The organism is Mesorhizobium sp. LMG 17147 (genome assembly GCF_024297145.1).
In the GTDB taxonomy this organism is placed as follows: Bacteria; Pseudomonadota; Alphaproteobacteria; order Rhizobiales; family Rhizobiaceae; genus Mesorhizobium.
Genome location: NZ_JANCTC010000019.1, coordinates 59386 through 77327 on the forward strand (window position 1 = coordinate 59386; position 17942 = coordinate 77327).

17 protein-coding genes and 1 pseudogene are annotated in these 17942 nt (G+C 62.5%); 10 read left to right on the forward strand and 8 right to left on the reverse strand.

Annotation, left to right across the window (positions count from 1 at the left end):
• Window positions 1–6 precede the first annotated feature (6 nt).
• From NMG46_RS24765 to NMG46_RS24775, 3 genes are read left to right on the forward strand one after another with little or no spacing between them, the layout of a single operon-like run.
• Window positions 7–954, forward strand: coding sequence for a 3-hydroxyacyl-CoA dehydrogenase (locus NMG46_RS24765; RefSeq protein ID WP_254820092.1), 948 nt, complete (start codon window positions 7–9; stop codon window positions 952–954).
• Entirely contained in the window at window positions 951–1913 is a 963-nt protein-coding gene (locus tag NMG46_RS24770) for a 3-keto-5-aminohexanoate cleavage protein (protein ID WP_254820093.1), read from the forward strand. The genes NMG46_RS24765 and NMG46_RS24770 overlap by 4 nt, the downstream gene beginning before the upstream one ends.
• Window positions 1914–1948: 35 nt before the next feature.
• Entirely contained in the window at window positions 1949–2827 is an 879-nt protein-coding gene (locus NMG46_RS24775; protein WP_254820094.1) for an SMP-30/gluconolactonase/LRE family protein, read from the forward strand.
• Between the two features lie 788 nt (window positions 2828–3615).
• Here NMG46_RS24775 and NMG46_RS24780 read toward each other — a convergent pair.
• From NMG46_RS24780 to NMG46_RS24790, 3 genes are read right to left on the reverse strand one after another with little or no spacing between them, the layout of a single operon-like run.
• Window positions 3616–4488, reverse strand: coding sequence for a carbohydrate ABC transporter permease (locus tag NMG46_RS24780; RefSeq protein WP_254820095.1), 873 nt, complete (start codon window positions 4486–4488; stop codon window positions 3616–3618).
• A complete protein-coding gene (locus tag NMG46_RS24785) occupies window positions 4485–5375 on the reverse strand; it encodes a carbohydrate ABC transporter permease (RefSeq protein WP_254820096.1) in 891 nt (296 codons plus the stop codon). Before NMG46_RS24785 ends, NMG46_RS24780 begins: the two co-directional genes overlap by 4 nt.
• A gap of 43 nt (window positions 5376–5418) precedes the next feature.
• Window positions 5419–6711, reverse strand: coding sequence for an ABC transporter substrate-binding protein (locus NMG46_RS24790; RefSeq protein WP_254820097.1), 1293 nt, complete (start codon window positions 6709–6711; stop codon window positions 5419–5421).
• Between the two features lie 327 nt (window positions 6712–7038).
• Between NMG46_RS24790 and NMG46_RS24795 the strand changes: the two genes are divergently transcribed.
• The 7 genes from NMG46_RS24795 to NMG46_RS24825 are packed head-to-tail and all read left to right on the forward strand — an operon-like array spanning window position 7039 to window position 13298.
• Window positions 7039–8304 (forward strand): extracellular solute-binding protein, encoded by a 1266-nt coding sequence (locus NMG46_RS24795; RefSeq protein WP_254820098.1) that lies wholly within the window; start codon window positions 7039–7041, stop codon window positions 8302–8304.
• 27 nt (window positions 8305–8331) lie between these two features.
• Entirely contained in the window at window positions 8332–9264 is a 933-nt protein-coding gene (locus NMG46_RS24800) for a carbohydrate ABC transporter permease (RefSeq protein ID WP_254820099.1), read from the forward strand.
• Entirely contained in the window at window positions 9261–10094 is an 834-nt protein-coding gene (locus NMG46_RS24805) for a carbohydrate ABC transporter permease (protein WP_254820100.1), read from the forward strand. The genes NMG46_RS24800 and NMG46_RS24805 overlap by 4 nt, the downstream gene beginning before the upstream one ends.
• The gene (locus NMG46_RS24810; protein WP_254820101.1) at window positions 10091–10831 is read left to right on the forward strand and encodes a PIG-L deacetylase family protein; all 741 of its coding nucleotides are present in this window, start codon (window positions 10091–10093) and stop codon (window positions 10829–10831) included. The genes NMG46_RS24805 and NMG46_RS24810 overlap by 4 nt, the downstream gene beginning before the upstream one ends.
• Window positions 10828–11703: an ROK family protein gene (locus tag NMG46_RS24815; RefSeq protein WP_254820102.1), complete on the forward strand. Its 876-nt coding sequence runs from the start codon at window positions 10828–10830 to the stop codon at window positions 11701–11703. The genes NMG46_RS24810 and NMG46_RS24815 overlap by 4 nt, the downstream gene beginning before the upstream one ends.
• Window positions 11700–12470, forward strand: coding sequence for a GntR family transcriptional regulator (locus NMG46_RS24820; protein ID WP_254820103.1), 771 nt, complete (start codon window positions 11700–11702; stop codon window positions 12468–12470). The genes NMG46_RS24815 and NMG46_RS24820 overlap by 4 nt, the downstream gene beginning before the upstream one ends.
• Window positions 12471–12506: 36 nt before the next feature.
• Window positions 12507–13298, forward strand: coding sequence for a sugar isomerase domain-containing protein (locus tag NMG46_RS24825; protein ID WP_254820104.1), 792 nt, complete (start codon window positions 12507–12509; stop codon window positions 13296–13298).
• A gap of 24 nt (window positions 13299–13322) precedes the next feature.
• On the opposite strand, the pseudogene NMG46_RS24830 reads toward NMG46_RS24825, so the two are convergent.
• The 5 genes and pseudogenes from NMG46_RS24830 to NMG46_RS24850 form a co-directional block, all read right to left on the reverse strand.
• Window positions 13323–13627: pseudogene (locus NMG46_RS24830) on the reverse strand (transposase); the annotation flags it as partial.
• A 26-nt stretch (window positions 13628–13653) separates the two neighbouring features.
• Complete coding sequence (locus NMG46_RS24835) at window positions 13654–14082, reverse strand: type II toxin-antitoxin system VapC family toxin (RefSeq protein ID WP_023678722.1); 429 nt, start codon at window positions 14080–14082, stop codon at window positions 13654–13656.
• Window positions 14082–14327, reverse strand: coding sequence for a type II toxin-antitoxin system VapB family antitoxin (locus NMG46_RS24840; RefSeq protein WP_023678723.1), 246 nt, complete (start codon window positions 14325–14327; stop codon window positions 14082–14084). Before NMG46_RS24840 ends, NMG46_RS24835 begins: the two co-directional genes overlap by 1 nt.
• A 735-nt stretch (window positions 14328–15062) precedes the next feature.
• A complete protein-coding gene (locus NMG46_RS24845) occupies window positions 15063–17108 on the reverse strand; it encodes a CHASE2 domain-containing protein (protein ID WP_254820105.1) in 2046 nt (681 codons plus the stop codon).
• A gap of 15 nt (window positions 17109–17123) precedes the next feature.
• Window positions 17124–17936: a FecR domain-containing protein gene (locus NMG46_RS24850; RefSeq protein ID WP_254820106.1), complete on the reverse strand. Its 813-nt coding sequence runs from the start codon at window positions 17934–17936 to the stop codon at window positions 17124–17126.
• Window positions 17937–17942: the final 6 nt, after the last annotated feature.

Here is a 17942-nt window from a genome sequence, read left to right on the forward strand (position 1 = left end):
GAGATCATGGCGAAGGTAGCAATTGTCGGAAGCGGCTTCATCGGGCGAGCGTGGGCGATCAGCTTCGCTCGTGCAGGCCATGATGTGCGCATGTGGGACCAGGCGCCGGCCGCGGCCAGCGGTGCGCGCGACTATATCGCCGGCGTGCTCGGCGACCTCGCCACCAACGATTTGCTGCGGGGACAGGCGGTCGATGCCGTGCTTGGCCGCATCACCATTGTGGCCGAGCTTGGCGAGGCCTTGGCCGATGCCGTCCACGTCCAGGAGAACACGCCGGAAAACCTCGAGGTGAAGCGGGAAGTGTTCTCCCGGATCGACGCCCTTGCCGGTCCGCAGGCGGTGCTCGCCAGTTCCACCTCGGCGCTGTTGCCGTCGAAATTCAGCGATCATCTTCAGGGGCGCCATCGCTGCCTCGTCGTGCACCCGATCAATCCGCCCTATCTCATCCCGGCAGCGGAAGTCGTGCCGGCGCCGTGGACCTCCGCCGAAACGGTGGAAAGGACCCGCGCCTTTCTTGTCGAGGCGGGCCATGCGCCGCTGGTGATGAAGAGCGAACTCGACGGCTTCATTATGAACCGCTTGCAGGGTGCGCTGTTGGAGGAGGCGTTCCGGCTCGTCGCCGACGGCTATGCCAGCGTCGAGGACGTCGACACGGGCCTGCGCGAGGGGCTGGCGCTGCGCTGGTCGTTCATGGGTCCGTTCGAAACGATCGACCTCAACGCGCCTGGTGGCGTGCGCGACTATGTAGAGCGCTACCAGACGATCTATTCCAACATCTTCCCGCAGACGCTGCGTCGGGTCGACTGGGCCGGCGAGGTCATGGAGACGGTCGAGGCCGAGCGCCGCAGCCGGCTGCCGCGGGAAGAACTCGGCGAGCGGCAGGTCTGGCGCGACCGCCGACTGATGGCGCTGGCTGCGCACAAGAAAAAATCGGATCAGGAGTTTGGACGATGACGGAAACAAGCCGCAAGCCCGGCTCCCAGCAGACCAAGGGCAAGGTCATCATCACCTGTGCGGTGACGGGCGCAATCCATACGCCGACCATGTCGCCCTATCTGCCGATCACGCCGGACCAGATTGCCTCGGAGGCGATCGCGGCGGCCGAGGCCGGTGCGGCGATCCTGCATCTGCATGCCCGCGACCCTGAGACCGGCAAGCCCGACCAGACGCCGGAGGCGTTCGCGCGTTTCCTGCCGCGCGTCAAGCAAGGCACCAATGCCGCCATCAACATCACCACCGGCGGCAGTCCCTACATGAAGGTCGAGGAACGCGTGCGCCCCGCCGCGCAGTTCGAGCCGGAAGTCGCCTCGCTCAACATGGGATCGATCAATTTCGGGCTCTATCACCTCGTAGACAAATACGAAACATTCAAGTTCGACTGGGAAAGGCCGCACCTGGAAGCGACGCGTGACCTGGTCTTCCGCAACTCGTTCAAAGACATCGAGTACATACTGGAGACCTGTTACGACAACGGCACGCGCTTCGAGTTCGAGTGCTACGACATTGCCCATCTCTATAACCTCTCCCATTTCGCAGATCGCGGGCTGGTGAAACCACCGTTCTTCGTGCAGTCCGTGTTCGGCCTGCTCGGCGGCATCGGTACGCACCCCGAAGACGTCGCCCATATGAAGCGCACCGCCGATCGTCTGTTCGGCGAGCAGTACCGCTGGTCGGTGCTGGGCGCGGGCGCCAGCCAGTTGCGCATTGCCGCGCAATCGGCAGCGCTTGGCGGCAATATCCGCGTTGGGCTCGAAGACAGTCTGTGGGCCGGCAAGGGCAAGCTTGCCAAATCGAACGCCGAGCAGGTGGTGCTCGCCCGCAAGATCATCGAAGGCCTTGGCATGGAAGTGGCGACGCCTGACGAGGCCCGCAAAATCCTGTCATTGAAGGGCGGCGACCAGGTCGCGTTCTGACCGGTTTCTGCAAGATTCGAACAGAGGAGGACGGCATGAAGATAGAGGTCGTGGTGGACGTGAAGACCACGCTGGGCGAGGGACCACTGTGGGACGTTGAACAGGAGCGCCTCTACTGGATCGACAGTTTCGACGGGCGTGTGTTTCGGGCGACCGCCGACGGTCGCGAGATCCGTTGCTGGGACGTGCCGATGAAGATCGGTTCGATGGCATTGCGCAACGACGGCGGTGGTGCGGTGGTGTCGCTGCAGCGCGGTTTCCATCTGCTTGATTTTGCTACTGGCGAGGTGACGCTGATCCACGATCCAGAGCCGGATAGGCCGATGAACCGGCTCAATGACGGCAAGGTCGATCGGCGCGGCCGCTTCTTCGCCGGCTCGATGGATACCATGGAAGAGGGACCCTCGGGCGGGCTCTACCGGCTCGATCCCGATTTCTCCGTGACCAGGATCGATTCCGGCATCATCTGCTCCAACGGCCCATGCTGGAGTCCCGACGACCGCACCTTCTATTTCGCCGACACCTGGACCGGCGAGATCTGGGCCTACGACTATGATATCGAAACCGGTGCCGCCACCAACCGGCGCACTTTCACCCGCGTCGATACCAGCCGGGGAGGGGCGGCCGACGGCTCGACAGTCGATGCGGAAGGATTCCTCTGGAACGCACTGGTCTATGACGGCAGGCTGGTGCGTTACGCGCCCGACGGCAGCGTTGATCGCATCATCGACATGCCCGTCAAGAAGATCACCAGCGTCATGTTCGGCGGACCGAAGCTCGACACCCTGTACGTCACGTCGATGGCCAAACCGCCGCTGCCGCGCTTTCCGGGCGACGGAGTTTTACGCGGCAGCCTTTTTGCCATCACTGGCCTCGGCGTAACGGGAGTTCCGGAGCCAAGATTTGCCGCGTAGGTCGGTGCGTAGTTGCGGTCATCCTTCCCGCCTGCTTCGTGCCACCCCAACGTCTCGTCGCAGGGCACCCGGGGCTGGAAGCTCGTGCCCTGCGGTTCCGATGGAACCCACAATGACGAGCCTGGGGCCGCTTCGCGCTAGGTGGCGCGAACATGGTTCCCGGAGAAACCATCAACCGAGCCTTGGAAGCCTGCTCGGAACAAGAAATCCACCCATTAGCAACTCCAATGCATCGAGTGCGTCTTCGTCTCGCAAATTGGTCAGAGCTACACTGTCCACGAAGACAACCTCTTCACTGTCTATGTCATAGACCTCCCAAAGCCCGTCCTTGATCCTCCGGATGGCGTGCCGACGCTCCATAAGCAAAATCTAATACTTGAGTCGCGGTGAGGTTGGTAGAAAATTAGGGGCACGAGCCGATCATAATAGTGGAAAACCCGCAGGCCCTGACGATGCTCTTCTACGATCGAATCCACGAAGAAGCGCTTCGGAAAACGAAGAGCACCGACAGGGACTGCGCCGGCCATCACCAGTCCTGTGTTGAGGACAGGTTGTTTTCCGCGTCAAGCGGTCAACAGGGAAGTTCGACGCCGAACTTTTTTCGCTGGTCGAGGCTGCGCCGAAATGTATCGTGCTTTTGCTGCGCTGGATCAACGTAGGCAGCGGGGCATTCGCGTCGGATTCGCCGATGAATAGATAGCTTCAGAACGCGGCTATCTGCGTAGCTCCGTCATACGCACCAGCGCGTCCCTATGACAGCCGGGCGGATGCCGGCAGTGCCGCCGACGCTAGCCCTTGACCGCCGAGCCGACGATCGAATCCACGAAAAAGCGCTGCAGGAAGACGAACAGCACCAATGGAGGCAGCACGGCAAGAGTGGCGCCCGCCATGACCAGTCCGGTGTTGAGCGCGCCTCGGTTGTAGCTGAGCAGACGGCTGAGGCTAATGACGATCGGATAATCTTCCGCATTGCCCTGCAGCACGGTAAGCGGCCAGAGATAGCTGTTCCAGTGGTAGACGAAGGCAAACAGCGCCAATGCTGCGATCGCGGGCGCCACGCTCGGCGCGACGATCCTGAACAGGATCAGCAGTTCCGACGCCCCATCCATCCGTGCCGCGTCGATCAGATCGTCCGGCACGCCGGCGATGAACTGGCGCATCAGAAAGATGCCGAGGGCATTGGCGAGATTGGGCACGATGATGCCGGCAAGGCTAGCATTCAGGCCGATCGATCCGACGAGCCGGTACAACGGGATCAGCGTGACGATCGGCGGCAGAAACATTGTGGCGATCAGCACGGAAAACAGCAGCGAGCGACCGGGAAAGTGGTGCTTGGCGAAGGCGTAGCCAGCCATCATGCTGGTGACCAGAATGCCGGCGGTGGTGACCGTGGCGATCGCAAGCGAATTCCACATCGAGCGGCCGACATTGATGACGCCGGACACTTTCTCATACGCTTCGAGGCTCGGCGCGCGCGGTATCCACACCGGCGGCACCTGCATGGTTTCGGCCGGCGTCTTCAGGCTGGAGAGCACCATCCACAACAGCGGGAAGGCGGAGGCCACGGCAACCAGCAGCATCAGCGTGGCGAGCAGCGCTCTGCGGCCGGCCAGGCGTTTGCGCGCCGACCGGCTCGATGCTGAGCGGCCTGGCGCGCTCATTGGTCGTCCTTCCGGTTGGCATAGGCGAATAGCGCGCACACGACGACGATCAGCGCCAGCATCAGCATCACTGCCATGGCCGAGCCCAATCCGCCTTGCGCGCGCTCGATGCCGACACGGCGGATGTGATAGGTCAGCACGTTGGTCGAGCCGACCGGCCCGCCTTGGGTGATCAGCGCCACCGGCTCGAATACCTGCACGGCGTTTATGATGGCGATGACGGCGCTGAACAGAAGGGTGCGCCGCAGCAGCGGCAAGGTGATGAAGCGGAACTGTTCATGCCGGTTGGCGCCGTCCAGCGTCGCCGCCTCGTACAGACTGCCCGGGATCTGGGTCAGCCCGGCAACGGCCAGCACCGTAAAATAGCCGATCTGCTGCCAGACATTGAGCACGACGATCGAGATCAACGCCGATCTTGGCGAGGACAGCCAGGGTTGCGGGCCGATGCCGGCGAGGCCGAGCATCTGGTTGAGCGGCCCTTCACTCGGCGAATAAAGCTTCGACCAGACCAGCGTCACGGCGATCATCGGCACCATGTAGGTGGAAAACAACACGGTCCGCAGCGCCGTGCCGCCTGCGACATCGCGCTGGTAGACCATCAAGCCGAACGCGACCGAAAGGGGCAGGATGAGCATCACCGACAATGCCGTGTAGATGGCGGTGTTGAGCAGCGCTCTCTTGAAATCCCGCCCGACCGAGGTCGGTCCGAATATTTCGCGAAAATTGTCGAAGCCGATGAAACTCGCACTGGAAAAAGGTGTTTGCGTCGACCAGTCCTGGAATGACAGCCAGATGGTGAGCAGCATCGGCAGCAGGATGAAAACGCCGATCAATGTCACGGCGGGCGCCAGCATGATGCCCGCCGAGGCACGATAGGTCCTGATCATTGCTCTGCTTCCAAAGCGTCGGGCTCTCGAAACAGCGCCTTCGCTATTTGGCGGCACGCTCCAGGATCGAGACGGCATCGGCCTGCGCGTTCGCCTGCGCATCCTTGGCCGAGAGCTGCCCATACTGCAACGCCTCAAGCGTCTGCTGGAGCGATTCGCTGAACTCCTGCCCTCCTGGGACGACAGGGAAGGGCTTGGCGTCGGCAAGCACGCTGACATAGCCGGACAGGAACTCGGAACCGAGCTTGTCCTTATGGGCTTCGATGTCGGAGGTCCGCGTCGGCAGGATGCCCATCGACATCAGAATATCCGACATTGCCGAGGCGCCGTTCTTGCCGGACTTCGGACTGTTCAGCCATGCCAGGAAATCCCATGCCGCTTTTTGCTCGGCCTGACCGGCATTTGCGTTGACGACGGTCATCCACGAATAAGAGATTGAGTGCGGCTTGTCGCCGCTCGGACCGACCGGGATCGGTGCGGTGGCGATATTGGAGAACTTGTCGCCCATGCCACTCTTCAATGCGCTTTCCCACCAGTTGGCCATGATGATCATGCCGGTCTTGCCGGAGACGAAATTGTCGAGGAAAGGGCCGGTGGTGTTGGCGTCGGCCGTGGCCATCGCCGGATCGCTGGCGCCGGACTTGATCAGATCCTCGTAGAGCTGGAAAGTCTCGCCGGCTTGAGGACTGTCGAGCATCGGTTTGCCGTCCTTGACCAGCTCGCCGCCATTGGAGACCAGCAGCGAGGCGAACGGGTGGACGACGCCAGCCGCCCAGGAATTGATCATGCCGAAACCTTGCTGGCCGGCATCTTTCCTGGTCAGCTTCTGGGCCGCATCCTTCAATTCGGACCAGGTCTTCGGCGCGGCTGTGATGCCTGCCCGTTTGAATAGCTCCTTGTTGTAGTTCAGCGCATAGACGTCGATCTCGTTTGGGATGCCGTAAAGCGTGGCGCCAACAGAGGCCGCACTGACGACACCGGCCGGCCACGCACTCTTGACCTCGCCGGCAACCGTATCGGGGGCCGGCGCGACAAGCTTGTCTCGCGCCAGTTCGGGCAGCCACAAATCGTAGATGCCGCCGATCGTCGGCCCATCGGAACTGCCGCCTTGGGAACGCAGTGTGGTCAGGAGGTCGCCGAAGGGGACGGCGCGGATGGTGACAGTCACATCCGGATTGCTCTTGGCGTAGTCCTTGGCCGCGGCGTCCAGCAAAGCGACCGTTTCGGGCGACCAGTGGGTCAGATAGGAGATGTTGACCGATTGGGCCCAACCAAGGGTGGGCGAGGCCAACAACCCTGCAGCCAGTGCCAGTTTCGAAATCCAAGCCAAAGACATCCGACCCTCCGCATAGCCACACAGCGATGTACATGACGTTATGACAACCTGAAGCAACGATGCAAGCGCTATCTTCGTGGAGAGCTCCTGCCGGTGCTGCGACGTTTTCTTAATGCAGTCCACAAAGCATGCGAGATTACATTGTGAAAACAAAAAATTAGGTGATAAGGTTCGAGCTGATTTCTCCCCTGCCGGCCGTGCCCGAACATACTGCAAGGCACTTGCGGTCGAAGTCATGTCGTTATAATGACATGAGAAAGCTTATGACCGCCTCTCGGCTTTTGAACCGCTGTGGGAATGACAATCGACAAGAATGGGAGACTGAGCATGTTTTCAATTCATCGACGCGCCGCACTCGGCCTGATCGGCGGCTTTGCCGCAGTCTGCACCGGGGTCATCACCGCACTGCCGGCAAAGGCTGACGACACCGTGACGTTATGGAGCTGGCGCACCGAGGACCAGGCTGCGATGCGCCGCATCTTCGACGCCTTCGAGGCCAAGACCCCAGGCATCAAGGTCAATATCCAGTTCACCCCGGATGCCGACTACCAGAACCGGCTGAGCACGGCACTGCGCGGCGGCCGCGGGCCTGACATCGCCCAGCTCAAGGCATACGGGGAACTGCAGCCGTTCGTCGAGGGTGGCTATCTCGACGCGCTCGACGACAGCGTGCCGGAGCTGAAGAGCATGCCCGATAGCGCGCTGGGCGGCGCTCGTGGCCGCGCCGACGGCAAGATCTACGGCGTGCCCTATTCGGTGCCGATGATGGGCGTCTTCTATAACCAGGACATTTTTGCCGCCCAGGGCATCGAGATCCCCAAGACCTACAAGGATTTCGTCGCCGCCTGCGAGAAGCTGAAAGCGGCGGGCATAACACCGATTGCCGCCGGCGGCGCCAACGGCTCCGCCTGGGCACTGGAGATCGGCGTTGGTGTCGTCGGCCCGACCATTTATGGCCCGGGCTTCTACGACGAGATGATGAGCGGCAAGGCGACCTTCGAGGATCCGCGCTACGTAGCTGCCCTGAAGCGCTTTGCCGAGTTGAAGCCGTATTTCTCCGACGGCTTTGCCGGCGTCGATTACACCACCTCGACACAGCAATTCATCGGCGGCAAGGCGGCCATGTTCTTCGGCGGCTCGTTCGAGAACGGCAGCTTCAAGGCGCAGAACCCGAAGCTGAAATTCTCGATCTTCCCGTTCCCCGCCGACGATCCTGCCACCAAGCTCTATACCTCGGCCTTTTCGGACGGCTCCTATGGCCTGGTCTCTGAAAGCGCCAACAAGGAGGCGGCGACCAAGGTGCTCAACTTCATGGCCTCGGCCGAGTTCGCGCAGCTCTTCGCCGACGAGTTGGGCTGGCCGCCGGCCCGCACCGACGTGACCGTCAAAGACCCGGTGCTCGCCAAGATGATGGAAATGTCGAAGAATTCCACACCCTATCTGACGCTTGTCGGCTTCCGCTGGCAGACGCCGACGGCCTCCTCGATCCTGCAGTCCGAGATCATCGACATGGTCGAAGGCAACATCACGCCGCAGAAGCTGGCGGCCGACATGCAGGCCGCCGTCAGCAGCTGGTTCAAGCCGAAGCAGTAGGCCATCACACCCTGCGCGAAACAGCACATGATCGCCCGTCGCCGCAAAAGCAGCCTTCAGCGCACCCAGCAGCACATGGCCGTGCTGTTCATCCTGCCGGCATTGGCCGTCTATTCGCTGTTTGTCCTTTATCCGCTGCTGATGTCGCTATGGGGCAGCTTCTTCGTCTGGAGGGGCCTGCGCATGCTGGAGTACGCCGGCATGTCGAATTTTACCCGCCTGTTCGTTTTCCCGAGCGGCGGACGGCTCTACGGGGCGCTCTGGCACAATGTCGCCTGGTTCTTCGGCATCATGCTGTTTCAGAACGGGCTTGGCCTGCTGTTCGCTTGGCTGCTGTTCCTGCGCGAGAAGGGTGCGGCCTTCTTCCAGTCGGTGTTCTTCTTCCCGGCGGTACTGAGCCCAGTTATCGTTGGCGCCCTGTGGCGCCTGCTGCTGGCGCCCGGCGGCGCCATCGAATGGATGCTCAATGGCCTCGGCCTGCATCAAGGCAACCTGACGGTGCTCGGCAACAGCCACACCGCGTTAGCGATGCTAATCGCCGTCGACGCCTGGAACTGGATGGGCCTGCCGGTGCTGATCTACACGGCCGGGCTCAGGCAGATTTCCGGCCAGATATTCGAGGCTGCCAGGCTGGACGGCGCCGGCAGCGGCCGCATGCTGGTCTCGGTTGCCCTGCCTTTGCTGATGCCGGCCATCGGCACGCTGACGACGCTGTCGTTCATCAACACCTTCAACCAGTTCGACATCGTCTATGTCATGCAGGGCGTGCAGGGCAATCCAAGCTATTCGACCGACACGCTGGTAACCTATTTCTACCGGCTCGCCTTCGGCGCCGAAGGCGCGGTCGGCATCACGGATATAGGCCTGGCGCTTGCGCTGGGAACGCTGCTGTTTCTCATCCTCAGCATCGGCACGCTTCTGATGCTGCGCTTCTTCGACCGTCGCACGGTGGAATTGTGAACACGCTCCCTCAACAGCTCGCACGACTGCCGGGCTGGACGGCGCTGGTCCTGTGGACCGCAGCGGTGCTGTTGCCGCTCTATATTCTCGTCGTCTCCTGTTTCAAGACCACGGCGGAGATCTACGACAACAGGCTCGGCCTGCCGCAAAGCTTTGCCTTCGACAATTTCGTTGCGGCCTGGACGCGCGCTGATCTCGGCCAGAATTTCATCAACAGCCTGATCGTCACCGGCGGTGCGGTGATCCTGACCATCTTCGTGTCGGCAATGGCCGCCTTTCCGCTGAGCCGCTACCGGCTGGGCTGGAACGGCATCATGCTCGGCCTGTTCCTGTCCGGCATCATGCTGCCGATCCGGCTTGCCTCGGTGGAGCTGTTCACGCTGATGCGCAACCTTGGCCTGCTGGATTCGCTGACTGGCCTGATCCTCGTCTATTCGGCTATCCGCATTCCCTTCGCCGTCTTCATCTTCGCAAATTTCATGCGGGTGCTGCCGTCCGAACTCGACGAGGCGGCGCGTATGGACGGGGCCGGCGAGGCGCGCATCCTGTTCCAGATCGTGCTGCCGATGGTGAAGCCCGCAATATCGATCGTCGCCATCTTCACAGCTATCGCCGTCTGGAACGACTTCTTCTTCCCACTGATCTTCATCTTCGATGATCGCTACAAGACCGTGCCCCTGGCCATCAGCGTCTTTGTCGGCCAGTTCCGCACGGATTGGGGCCTGGTGTTCGCCTCGCTTGCCATCTCCATGGCCCCCATCCTGATCATGTACTGTCTGCTCGCCCGCCAGATTCGCGAAGGCGTCGGCACCGGGGGAGGCGTGAAATGATCGAGGACAAGATCTATGCCGCACGCTCGATCCTGGTCGTCGGAGCGCACGCCTTCGATGCCGAGGTGATTGCCGGTCCACTGGCGGCGACGGTGGTGCAAGGCGGTGCCGAAGTCACCTTCCTGCATCTCAGCATGGGCGAACAGGGCCATCCAAGCCTCGCCCCCGAGCACTATTGCGTCCAGAAGCAGGAGGAGGCCGCAAAGGCCGCAGCCAGGCTCGGCGTTGCCATGCGCAGTCTGGGGCTGCACGACGCCTTCTTGCCTTGCGACGACGAGACGGCGCTCAAGGTGTGCGACGTTGTGCGCGAGTTGAAGCCGCAAATCGTCATCACCCACTGGCATGGCAGCTGGCACAAGGACCATCGCGCCGCGGCCCGGCTGACGCAGACCGGGATCTTCTTTGCGGCATTGCCAACGCTGAAGCGCGACCATGGCGCATACACGCCGCAACTGCTGCTGTTCGGCGAGAACTGGGAGGACGACGCGGGCTTTCGTGCCGAGCATCTCGTCGATGTCAGTGACGGCTTCGAGGCCTGGAGCGAGGCGGTGCAGGAATACGAACTTGCACGTGGCCTGAGCAGTTTCCCGTATGTCGATTATTACAGCGCACTTTATCGGCTGCGCGGCTGTCTGCGCGGCACGCGCTACGCGCAGGGTTTTGTGGCAGCGTCGCAATCCTGGCATGCCGGCAGCGGGCTGTTCGCGCCGGCTGCCAATCGGAGCCGCTCTCGATGACACGCGTTCTGGCCATCGATCTTGGCGGCACCAATTTGCGCGCCGCAATCCATACCGGCGATGTTCGCTGGCTGGAGATGCTCAGCCGCGAGCCTGCGCCGGCAAGCCTTGATGCCTTCGTCGCCCGTATCGGCGCGTTGCGCGCCGAGGCCGGTCCGGTCGAGGCACTTGGCCTGGCGGTGCCGGGGCTTGTAGAAGGCTCGGTCTGCCACTGGGTTCCGAACCTGTCCTATCTCGACGGTGTCGACATCGCGGCGTTGTTTCCTCGTCTGCCTGTTGCCATTGGCAATGACGCGCAGATCGCCATGCTGGCCGAGGCGGTCGAAGGTGCTGCAAAGGGCCTGTCCGATGCCATCCTGCTGGCGATCGGCACCGGCATCGGCTCCGCCGTTCTGGCCAATAATCGCATCGTCGCCGGCGCACGTGGCGGCGCCTGCTCATTCGGCTGGGCCTGCGCCGACATCGAGGATGAAGGCGAGGACCGCAGCGGCTGGCTGGAGCGCTTCGCTTCCGGGCGGGCGTTCGACGCCGCGGCGCGCCAGATCGGGCTGGCCAATGGCGGCAGGCTGGTCGAGGCCGCCCGGGCCGGCAAGACGGCCGCCCTTGACGCATTGGAGATGCCGGCGCGCCGGCTGGGCACCGCCCTTGCGGGTGCGGTCGCGCTGCTCGATCCCCAGGCAGTCCTGATTTCCGGGGGCCTTGCCGATGCGCTGGACGTGGTCGGACCGCCGCTGCTCGCGGCATTGCGGCGTCAGCTGCCGCCGCATCTGCGCGGCGTCGTTCTGCGGTCCGGCGAATTCGGTTCCCGCGCCGGTCTCGTCGGCGCCTCTCTGGCCGGTCTCGCCGGTGCACAGTGGAGGCAGATAAGATGAGCGAGCCGAGCTTTCAGCAACCCGACCGCAAAAGGCCCGAGCCGCTCTGGTATCAAGTGGAAGAGGCCATTCGCGCCATCGTCAAGAGCGGCGAATGGGCAACCGGCGACCAGATTCCGGCCGAAGACAGACTGTGCGCCCTGTTCGGAGTGAGCCGCATCACGCTGCGTCACGCGCTGCGCAATCTGGAGGAGCACGGGCTGCTCAGGCGCGAACATGGCCGTGGCACCTTCGTGCGCTCCACCACGCTGGTCGCCGGCACCCGCGAACTGACGAGCTTCACCCAGGAAATGGGCAATATGGGCGTGGTCGCGGGCTCGCGCTTGCTCGACTGCAGCCTGACCACCGCCAATGCCGCCGCGGCCGGAGCGCTGGAGATCGAGGAAGGCGACCCGGTGGTGCGCGTCCGCCGGCTCAGGCTCGGCAACAACGAGCCGATCGGTATCCAGACGGCGCAGCTCTCGGCCGCGCGCGTGCCCGGCTTTCTCGATGCCGGCCTGCTGCAGGGCTCGCTCTACGAAGCGCTGGAGCGCCATTACGGCATCGTGCCGGTCGCGGCACGCGAAAACTACCGTGTCGGTGCGGTCGGGGCGGCGGATGCCGAGTTGCTCGATCTGCCCGCGGGGAGTCCCGCTTTCGTGGTCGAGCGCATCACCACCGACGAGCGCGGCCCATTCGAATTCACCGTCTCGGTCATGCGTGGCGACCGCTACGAAATCCGCTCGACGCTGCGTGCCGGTCGCGCCGCGCCAACCGCAAGAAGCTGAGCCATACCCAAGCCGACCCATAACAGGAGTACCGACGTGTCCGATCTTTACATACCTCGCCTTGCCGCCCTCATCGAACAGGCCTCGAAAGCCAATGCCGAAGCCTTTGGTGAGGCGGCCAGCCGCTTTGCCGACACGCTCGAGAGCGGTGGCTTGGTTCATCTCTACGGGTCGGGCCACTCGGTGTTGCCAGTCCAGGAAGTGTTTCCGCGCTACGGCAGCTATGTCGGCTTCAATCCGCTGACCGACCCACGTGTCATGTGGCATAATGTGCTCGGCGCCGGCGGCGTGCGCGAACTTCTGTGGCTGGAGCGGACCGAGAAATACGCCGAGAAATTCCTCGACCACCAGCCGCTCAACAAAGGCGATTCGATCATCATCTTCGGCCACAGCGGCCGCAATTCGTCGGGCATTGATACGGCACTTTACGCGAAAAAACGCGGCATCTTTGTCGTTGCGGTGACCAGCAAGAACAATCTCGACAAGCCGGCGACGCACTCTTCCGGCAAGCGGCTTGCCGATGCCGCCGACCTTGTCATCGACACCTGCGCGCCGATCGAGGATGCCATCGTGCCGGTCGAGGGCTGGAGCCGGCCCGTCTCTGGTTCGTCGACCGTGCTTGCCATGATCCTGGCGCATGAGCTGATCGCCCGCACCGCCGAGGCGCTTTCGAAACGCGGCATCGAACTGCCGGTTTTTGCCTCGCCGACAATTGCCGGCGTCACACTGCACGACACCGACGTCATCTATGGCGTCTATCGCGAGAAAATGCTCGAGGCACAGAAGAAGCACCTGCCGGCCTTCCAGGCCACCATGCGCGGCGAATGACAACCGGGGAGGGCACGCAAAACGCTAGGACGTAGACTCATCACCGCGTAGCCAGATGCGAGTTGAGACGAGTTTCAGGGCAGCAAGGTAGTTTTCTGCCAGCTTGTCATATTGAGTTGCGATGCGACGGAACTGCTTGGCCTTGTTGAAGAAGCGTTCGACGAGGTTGCGGGCCCTGTAGAGGAAGGGGCTGAAGCACATCGGGTCCTTGCGGTTGGCCTTGGGCGGGATGTTGGCCCCTGCCTTTTGCTCGGTGACGGCATTGCGCAAGGCCTTGGCATCATAGTCTAGCCGTTGTCGGCGAGCAGCATGTCACCCTCCGGCAAATCCTTGATCAAGTCCGCTGCGTAGGCCGTTACGCCAGATCAGTTTGTGAAAAGTCATTGCCCTTGTAAAGCAGGGCAAGCCGGTGAGCCTTCGCGCAAGCGTAGGCAAAACAATCGCCGAAATTGAGATCGGCTTTGTGCCCGACTGCTTTGCCGTATTTCATGCTGGCTTCGATCGCCCGGTCGCCGATGTCGCCGGATATCATGATTTCCTTGCCGGCGATCTCGATCAAAAAGGCGTCGACGGTGTCACGGGCTTGCGCCAGCATGTTGGCCGTGGGTTTGGCGTTCTTTTTGATGGCTTCGGCCGACGCTCGCGCGAGACCCTGGACTGCCTCGAACCGGACGAGCGGGGAGATATACAGCGGCTTGGTCGCGGCCGCGAGCCGCTTTTCCAGTTCTTCCGCGCCAGGTTCCTCGTTCAGGATGGCAACGATCACCGAGGCATCGACGAACATCAGTCGTCGCTCCACATTTGGTCGGTGAATTTCTTCATATCGAAATCAGGGTTGGCCGGCCCGATCCGCCGCGCCATTTCCTTGACTTTGGCAAGTCTCTCGCGCAGCGGGACGCTGCCGCGGTTACGCTCGATCTCGTGGCGCAAGGCGGTTCTGACGGCCTCGGTCTTGCTGCGCGCGTTGGTAATGTGCTGCAGCTCGACGGCCATGGCGTCGACGTCGGGATCGCGAATGAAGAGCGGCATTTTGTATATCTCCATGAGGGATATATGTATATCATACCGAAGATATACTCGCCAGCGAATTCGCGAGCGGCGGTTTTGATAAGGAGGGAAGGGAGGAATGCAGCTCGCGAAAATCCGTCGGGAGGTTCGGTTCTGGTGCTCAGTCCTGAGAATTGCTCGGCGTCTGAAACACGTCGGTCCGGCCATGTCACTGTCAACGCCCACATGCCCAAGGCGTATCGACGCTACGTGCGCCGACGCATGCGCATCCCAACATCCGCGGCGACCGATTGATGTCGATAGACCGCCCACGCGCCCGACGAGGCCAGCGCCAGCTGTATCGATTGCGTCAGGTTCATAACGGCCATAATCCCGGCCCAGCGAACTTTCTCGTTAGGGGCAGCTCGGGGAGTGCTACCGCTGGATGCTCTTGGGAACATCCCCAGCGCACGATCCGGCGGCGAGGATAAACAATCTGAACCACGCGCTGCCTCCACACGATGGCGCCGGCGAACTCAACGAAGCCGTGCTGCCATTGGTGGGGAACTGGATAACACGAAAATTCGGCGGCCTCGACAGTCATTGCCGGGGTTACCTCGACCGATCCCTTCGCCGTCTATCCGCGTCTCATCGGCTGTCGCGCTGATCCGGATTGACAGCCACCCGCAATTAAAGGGCCGTTTGATGACACCTAGGCCTCCCCAACAGTATTAGTTCACAAAGCAGGTCGGCACCTCTGCGATCCGCTGGATCCGGTCAGCGTGTGCTTCGGGTTCGGGGTGCAAGATCAGCCGGTGCCATTTGCACGGATGGCGGCGAACCAAGCACCACGGCAGGGGCGCCAGATTGCTCACCACGTTGGCTCTCTTCTTCGCGGCTCATACTTTGGTGAGCAGCCTGCATCTCCGGAACGGTGAAAACCGGGACCTCGCCCTTGAAACCCTGGAGCTCAAAGGCGCCCGCCTGGACAACTGGCATCGATGCTCCCTTCGCAAAGCCGGGGCCAAGCACCAGGGGGATGCGCAGCTTCTTGGTCGTCGATTCGAGCCGTGCGGTGCGGTTCACCGGCGAGCCGATCGCGGTGTAGTCGAAGCGCCGTTCGGAGCCGAAATTGCCTACCGAGCAGATGCCGGTCTCGATGGCGACGCCGATTGCGATAGAGGGGTGGCCGTCGGCGGTGAAAGCGGCGTCTTCACGCTTTACCCGTTCTATCAGGGCTAGCCCCGCGTCGAGCGCGCGCTCGCGATGGTCCGGCTGATCAAGCGGCGCGTTCCAGAAGGCCAGCACCGCGTCGCCCATGAACTTGTCGATGGTGCCGTCGCGCTTGAGGATCTCATCGGTCGCAATGCCGAGGAAGTGGTTGACCACCTTTGCAATTTCCTGGGTATCGAGTTGTTCGCTCATCGTCGTGAAGCCGCGTATGTCGCTGAGCAGGATTGTGATCTCGCGCTTCTCGCCGGACAGGATGGCTTCGGTGTCCGAGCTTGCGAGGCGCTGCACCACGGAAGGCGACAGATACTGGGAGAACTGCCGTGCCAGGGTGGACCGGCGCTGCTCGCTGCGCCTGTAGAGGACATAGCCTTCGAACCCGGCCACCAGGATCGTCGCAAGCGCCGGCTGCAGCGGGTCATAGAGTGTACCCTGCATGCTGTATTCGAGAGCGCCGAACACGAAGGGCGTGACGGCCAGCAGCGCGAGAGCTAGGGCACCAAGCAAGACACGCTCGGCGAGCACTCCGGAAAGCCCGATGAACATGAGGGCAGTGAGGACAAACCAGAGCCGCTCCACCGTGCGCGCGTGCGTTGGCTCTGCCAGGTAGCGCCCGGCAAGCAACTGGCCGATTGCATCGGCGTGGATGTCCGCGCCTGGTCGCGCTGGACGTGTCGGGGTAGGCAGGTACTGGGTCAATCCCACGGCCGACAGATCGACAATGACAATGGCATCCCGCAGCCGCTGATCACTGTCGCCCGAAAGGATAGTGCTGGCAGATATGCGTGGCGTATCGGTGCTGGTTTCCCAGAGGCGGATGCTCCCCTCCGATTCGAGCGGCACGATGGCGCCGGCCATCCTGAGTGCATCGAACCCGGCGGCATTCAGGCGGGCTATGTAGCCGTCCTGCCCGGCATAAAGGCGCAGGAGCTCGAGTGCGAAGGACGGCCACAGCTGCACGCCTTGAGCGGTATTGCGAAGCCACAGCAGCGGCACATGGCGCAGTACGCCGTCGGGATCGGGCAAGGTGCGGATGACGCCGAGGCCCGCGGCGGCGTTCGAGAATTGGGCAAGCGAGCCGGTCAGGCCGGTGAAGCCGGGAAGTGTGTCGGGTACTTGCCCGACGATCGACCAGCCGGCCTTGGGCTCTGCTTCTGAAACTGTCGCCTCGTTGCCCAGGCTGACGGCAAGCGCCGTTCGGTTTTTGGCCAGCGCCGCTGCCAGGCGCTTGTCTCCAGCGATGCCCTCAGGCGAGGTGTCGGCCTCGGGCAGCACCAGCGCAAGCCCGGTCACCGAGGCGCCGGATGCGGTGATGCCATCGACCAGATCGGCCAAGAGGCCACGGTTCCAGGGCCATCGCCCATGTGCCTTGAGGCTGGCGTCGTCTATCGAGACGATCACGACAGGATTGCTGGTCGCCTGGCGCGGGGCGAGAAACTGGTAGAAGTCGTACGTGCGTTCGCGGAGGCGCGACAGCGGCCCATCGAAAGCCAAATGGCAAGCGACCAGCAAGAGCACGACCGCAAGACCGGATATTTTGCGCCTGCCAGCTTGCCGCCAATCAGCCCAGCGCCAACCGACCAAGAGGCTCATGTCGTGCGGCCAGGCCTAATTGCAGTAGTAGCAGCAACCTTCACCCTCACACTCGCCATCATCCTCCACTCCGCCGCCCACAGGTGGCGTCAGGCTGTCGGGGAACTCCATGACCACTCCGGGCAATGCGCCGTCGGTGGAGTCGCAGACTTTGAGCGAGCCGCCGAGTGCCGATGCACAGATCGCGCTTACATCCAATCCAGGACCCGGTGCGCCTGGCAGGCCGGTGCCGGCTATCCGGTCGATGCTGTCCAATATCGGGAAGGTGTCGATGCCGCCGTAGCCGGTCAGCAGCTTGCCATCGTCCGATGTGCAGGCGTAGCCCGGGTTTGTGATGACCAGCCGTTTGCCATTGATCGTGCAGGTCATGCGGCCGGCGCGCAGTATGCCGACGGTCTGGCCGGCTGCCACCAGCACTTCGATGATGCCGCCTCTTGCCCCGAGCACCATATGCGGCGTCGCAACCTGCATGACGCCGCCTTTCGAAACCTGGCCGCCATAAAAACGGGCCAGGCCGCTGTTCATCCCGATGTCGATTTTTCCAGATCCGGAGCCCGGATTGTAGACGAATTCATCGATCGTCAGGCTGGTGTTCGGACCAATCTTGGCGCTCGATTCGTCCCGGAACACCAGCATTCCAAGACCAGTGGGATCGCTGCGCAGCTGATCCCCTAGTTCGACGCCGGCACCGACGTTCATTGTCCCGCCGTTGTTGCGGACGATGTTGGTCTGGTAGGCCGTCATCGACCCGATCGTTTCAGCGGCGGATGGTGCCGTGAAGGCAAGGCAGGCGACAAAAATGGCGATCTGACGGTACGGGGTCCTCATCGCGGC

Bases quoted from the DNA above. Each gene is read 5' to 3' on its own strand.
- NMG46_RS24840 (WP_023678723.1), bottom strand. From the start codon at position 14,327: ATGCCGCTCTTCATTCGCGATCCCGACGTCGACGCCATGGCCGTCGAG.
- NMG46_RS24835 (WP_023678722.1), bottom strand. From the start codon at position 14,082: ATGTTCGTCGATGCCTCGGTGATCGTTGCCATCCTGAACGAGGAACCT.
- NMG46_RS24810 (WP_254820101.1), top strand. From the start codon at position 10,091: ATGATCGAGGACAAGATCTATGCCGCACGCTCGATCCTGGTCGTCGGA.
- NMG46_RS24850 (WP_254820106.1), bottom strand. From the start codon at position 17,936: ATGAGGACCCCGTACCGTCAGATCGCCATTTTTGTCGCCTGCCTTGCC.
- NMG46_RS24815 (WP_254820102.1), top strand. From the start codon at position 10,828: ATGACACGCGTTCTGGCCATCGATCTTGGCGGCACCAATTTGCGCGCC.
- NMG46_RS24795 (WP_254820098.1), top strand. From the start codon at position 7,039: ATGTTTTCAATTCATCGACGCGCCGCACTCGGCCTGATCGGCGGCTTT.
- NMG46_RS24780 (WP_254820095.1), bottom strand. From the start codon at position 4,488: ATGAGCGCGCCAGGCCGCTCAGCATCGAGCCGGTCGGCGCGCAAACGC.
- NMG46_RS24765 (WP_254820092.1), top strand. From the start codon at position 7: ATGGCGAAGGTAGCAATTGTCGGAAGCGGCTTCATCGGGCGAGCGTGG.
- NMG46_RS24800 (WP_254820099.1), top strand. From the start codon at position 8,332: ATGATCGCCCGTCGCCGCAAAAGCAGCCTTCAGCGCACCCAGCAGCAC.
- NMG46_RS24845 (WP_254820105.1), bottom strand. From the start codon at position 17,108: ATGAGCCTCTTGGTCGGTTGGCGCTGGGCTGATTGGCGGCAAGCTGGC.
- NMG46_RS24775 (WP_254820094.1), top strand. From the start codon at position 1,949: ATGAAGATAGAGGTCGTGGTGGACGTGAAGACCACGCTGGGCGAGGGA.
- NMG46_RS24770 (WP_254820093.1), top strand. From the start codon at position 951: ATGACGGAAACAAGCCGCAAGCCCGGCTCCCAGCAGACCAAGGGCAAG.
- NMG46_RS24820 (WP_254820103.1), top strand. From the start codon at position 11,700: ATGAGCGAGCCGAGCTTTCAGCAACCCGACCGCAAAAGGCCCGAGCCG.
- NMG46_RS24790 (WP_254820097.1), bottom strand. From the start codon at position 6,711: ATGTCTTTGGCTTGGATTTCGAAACTGGCACTGGCTGCAGGGTTGTTG.
- NMG46_RS24785 (WP_254820096.1), bottom strand. From the start codon at position 5,375: ATGATCAGGACCTATCGTGCCTCGGCGGGCATCATGCTGGCGCCCGCC.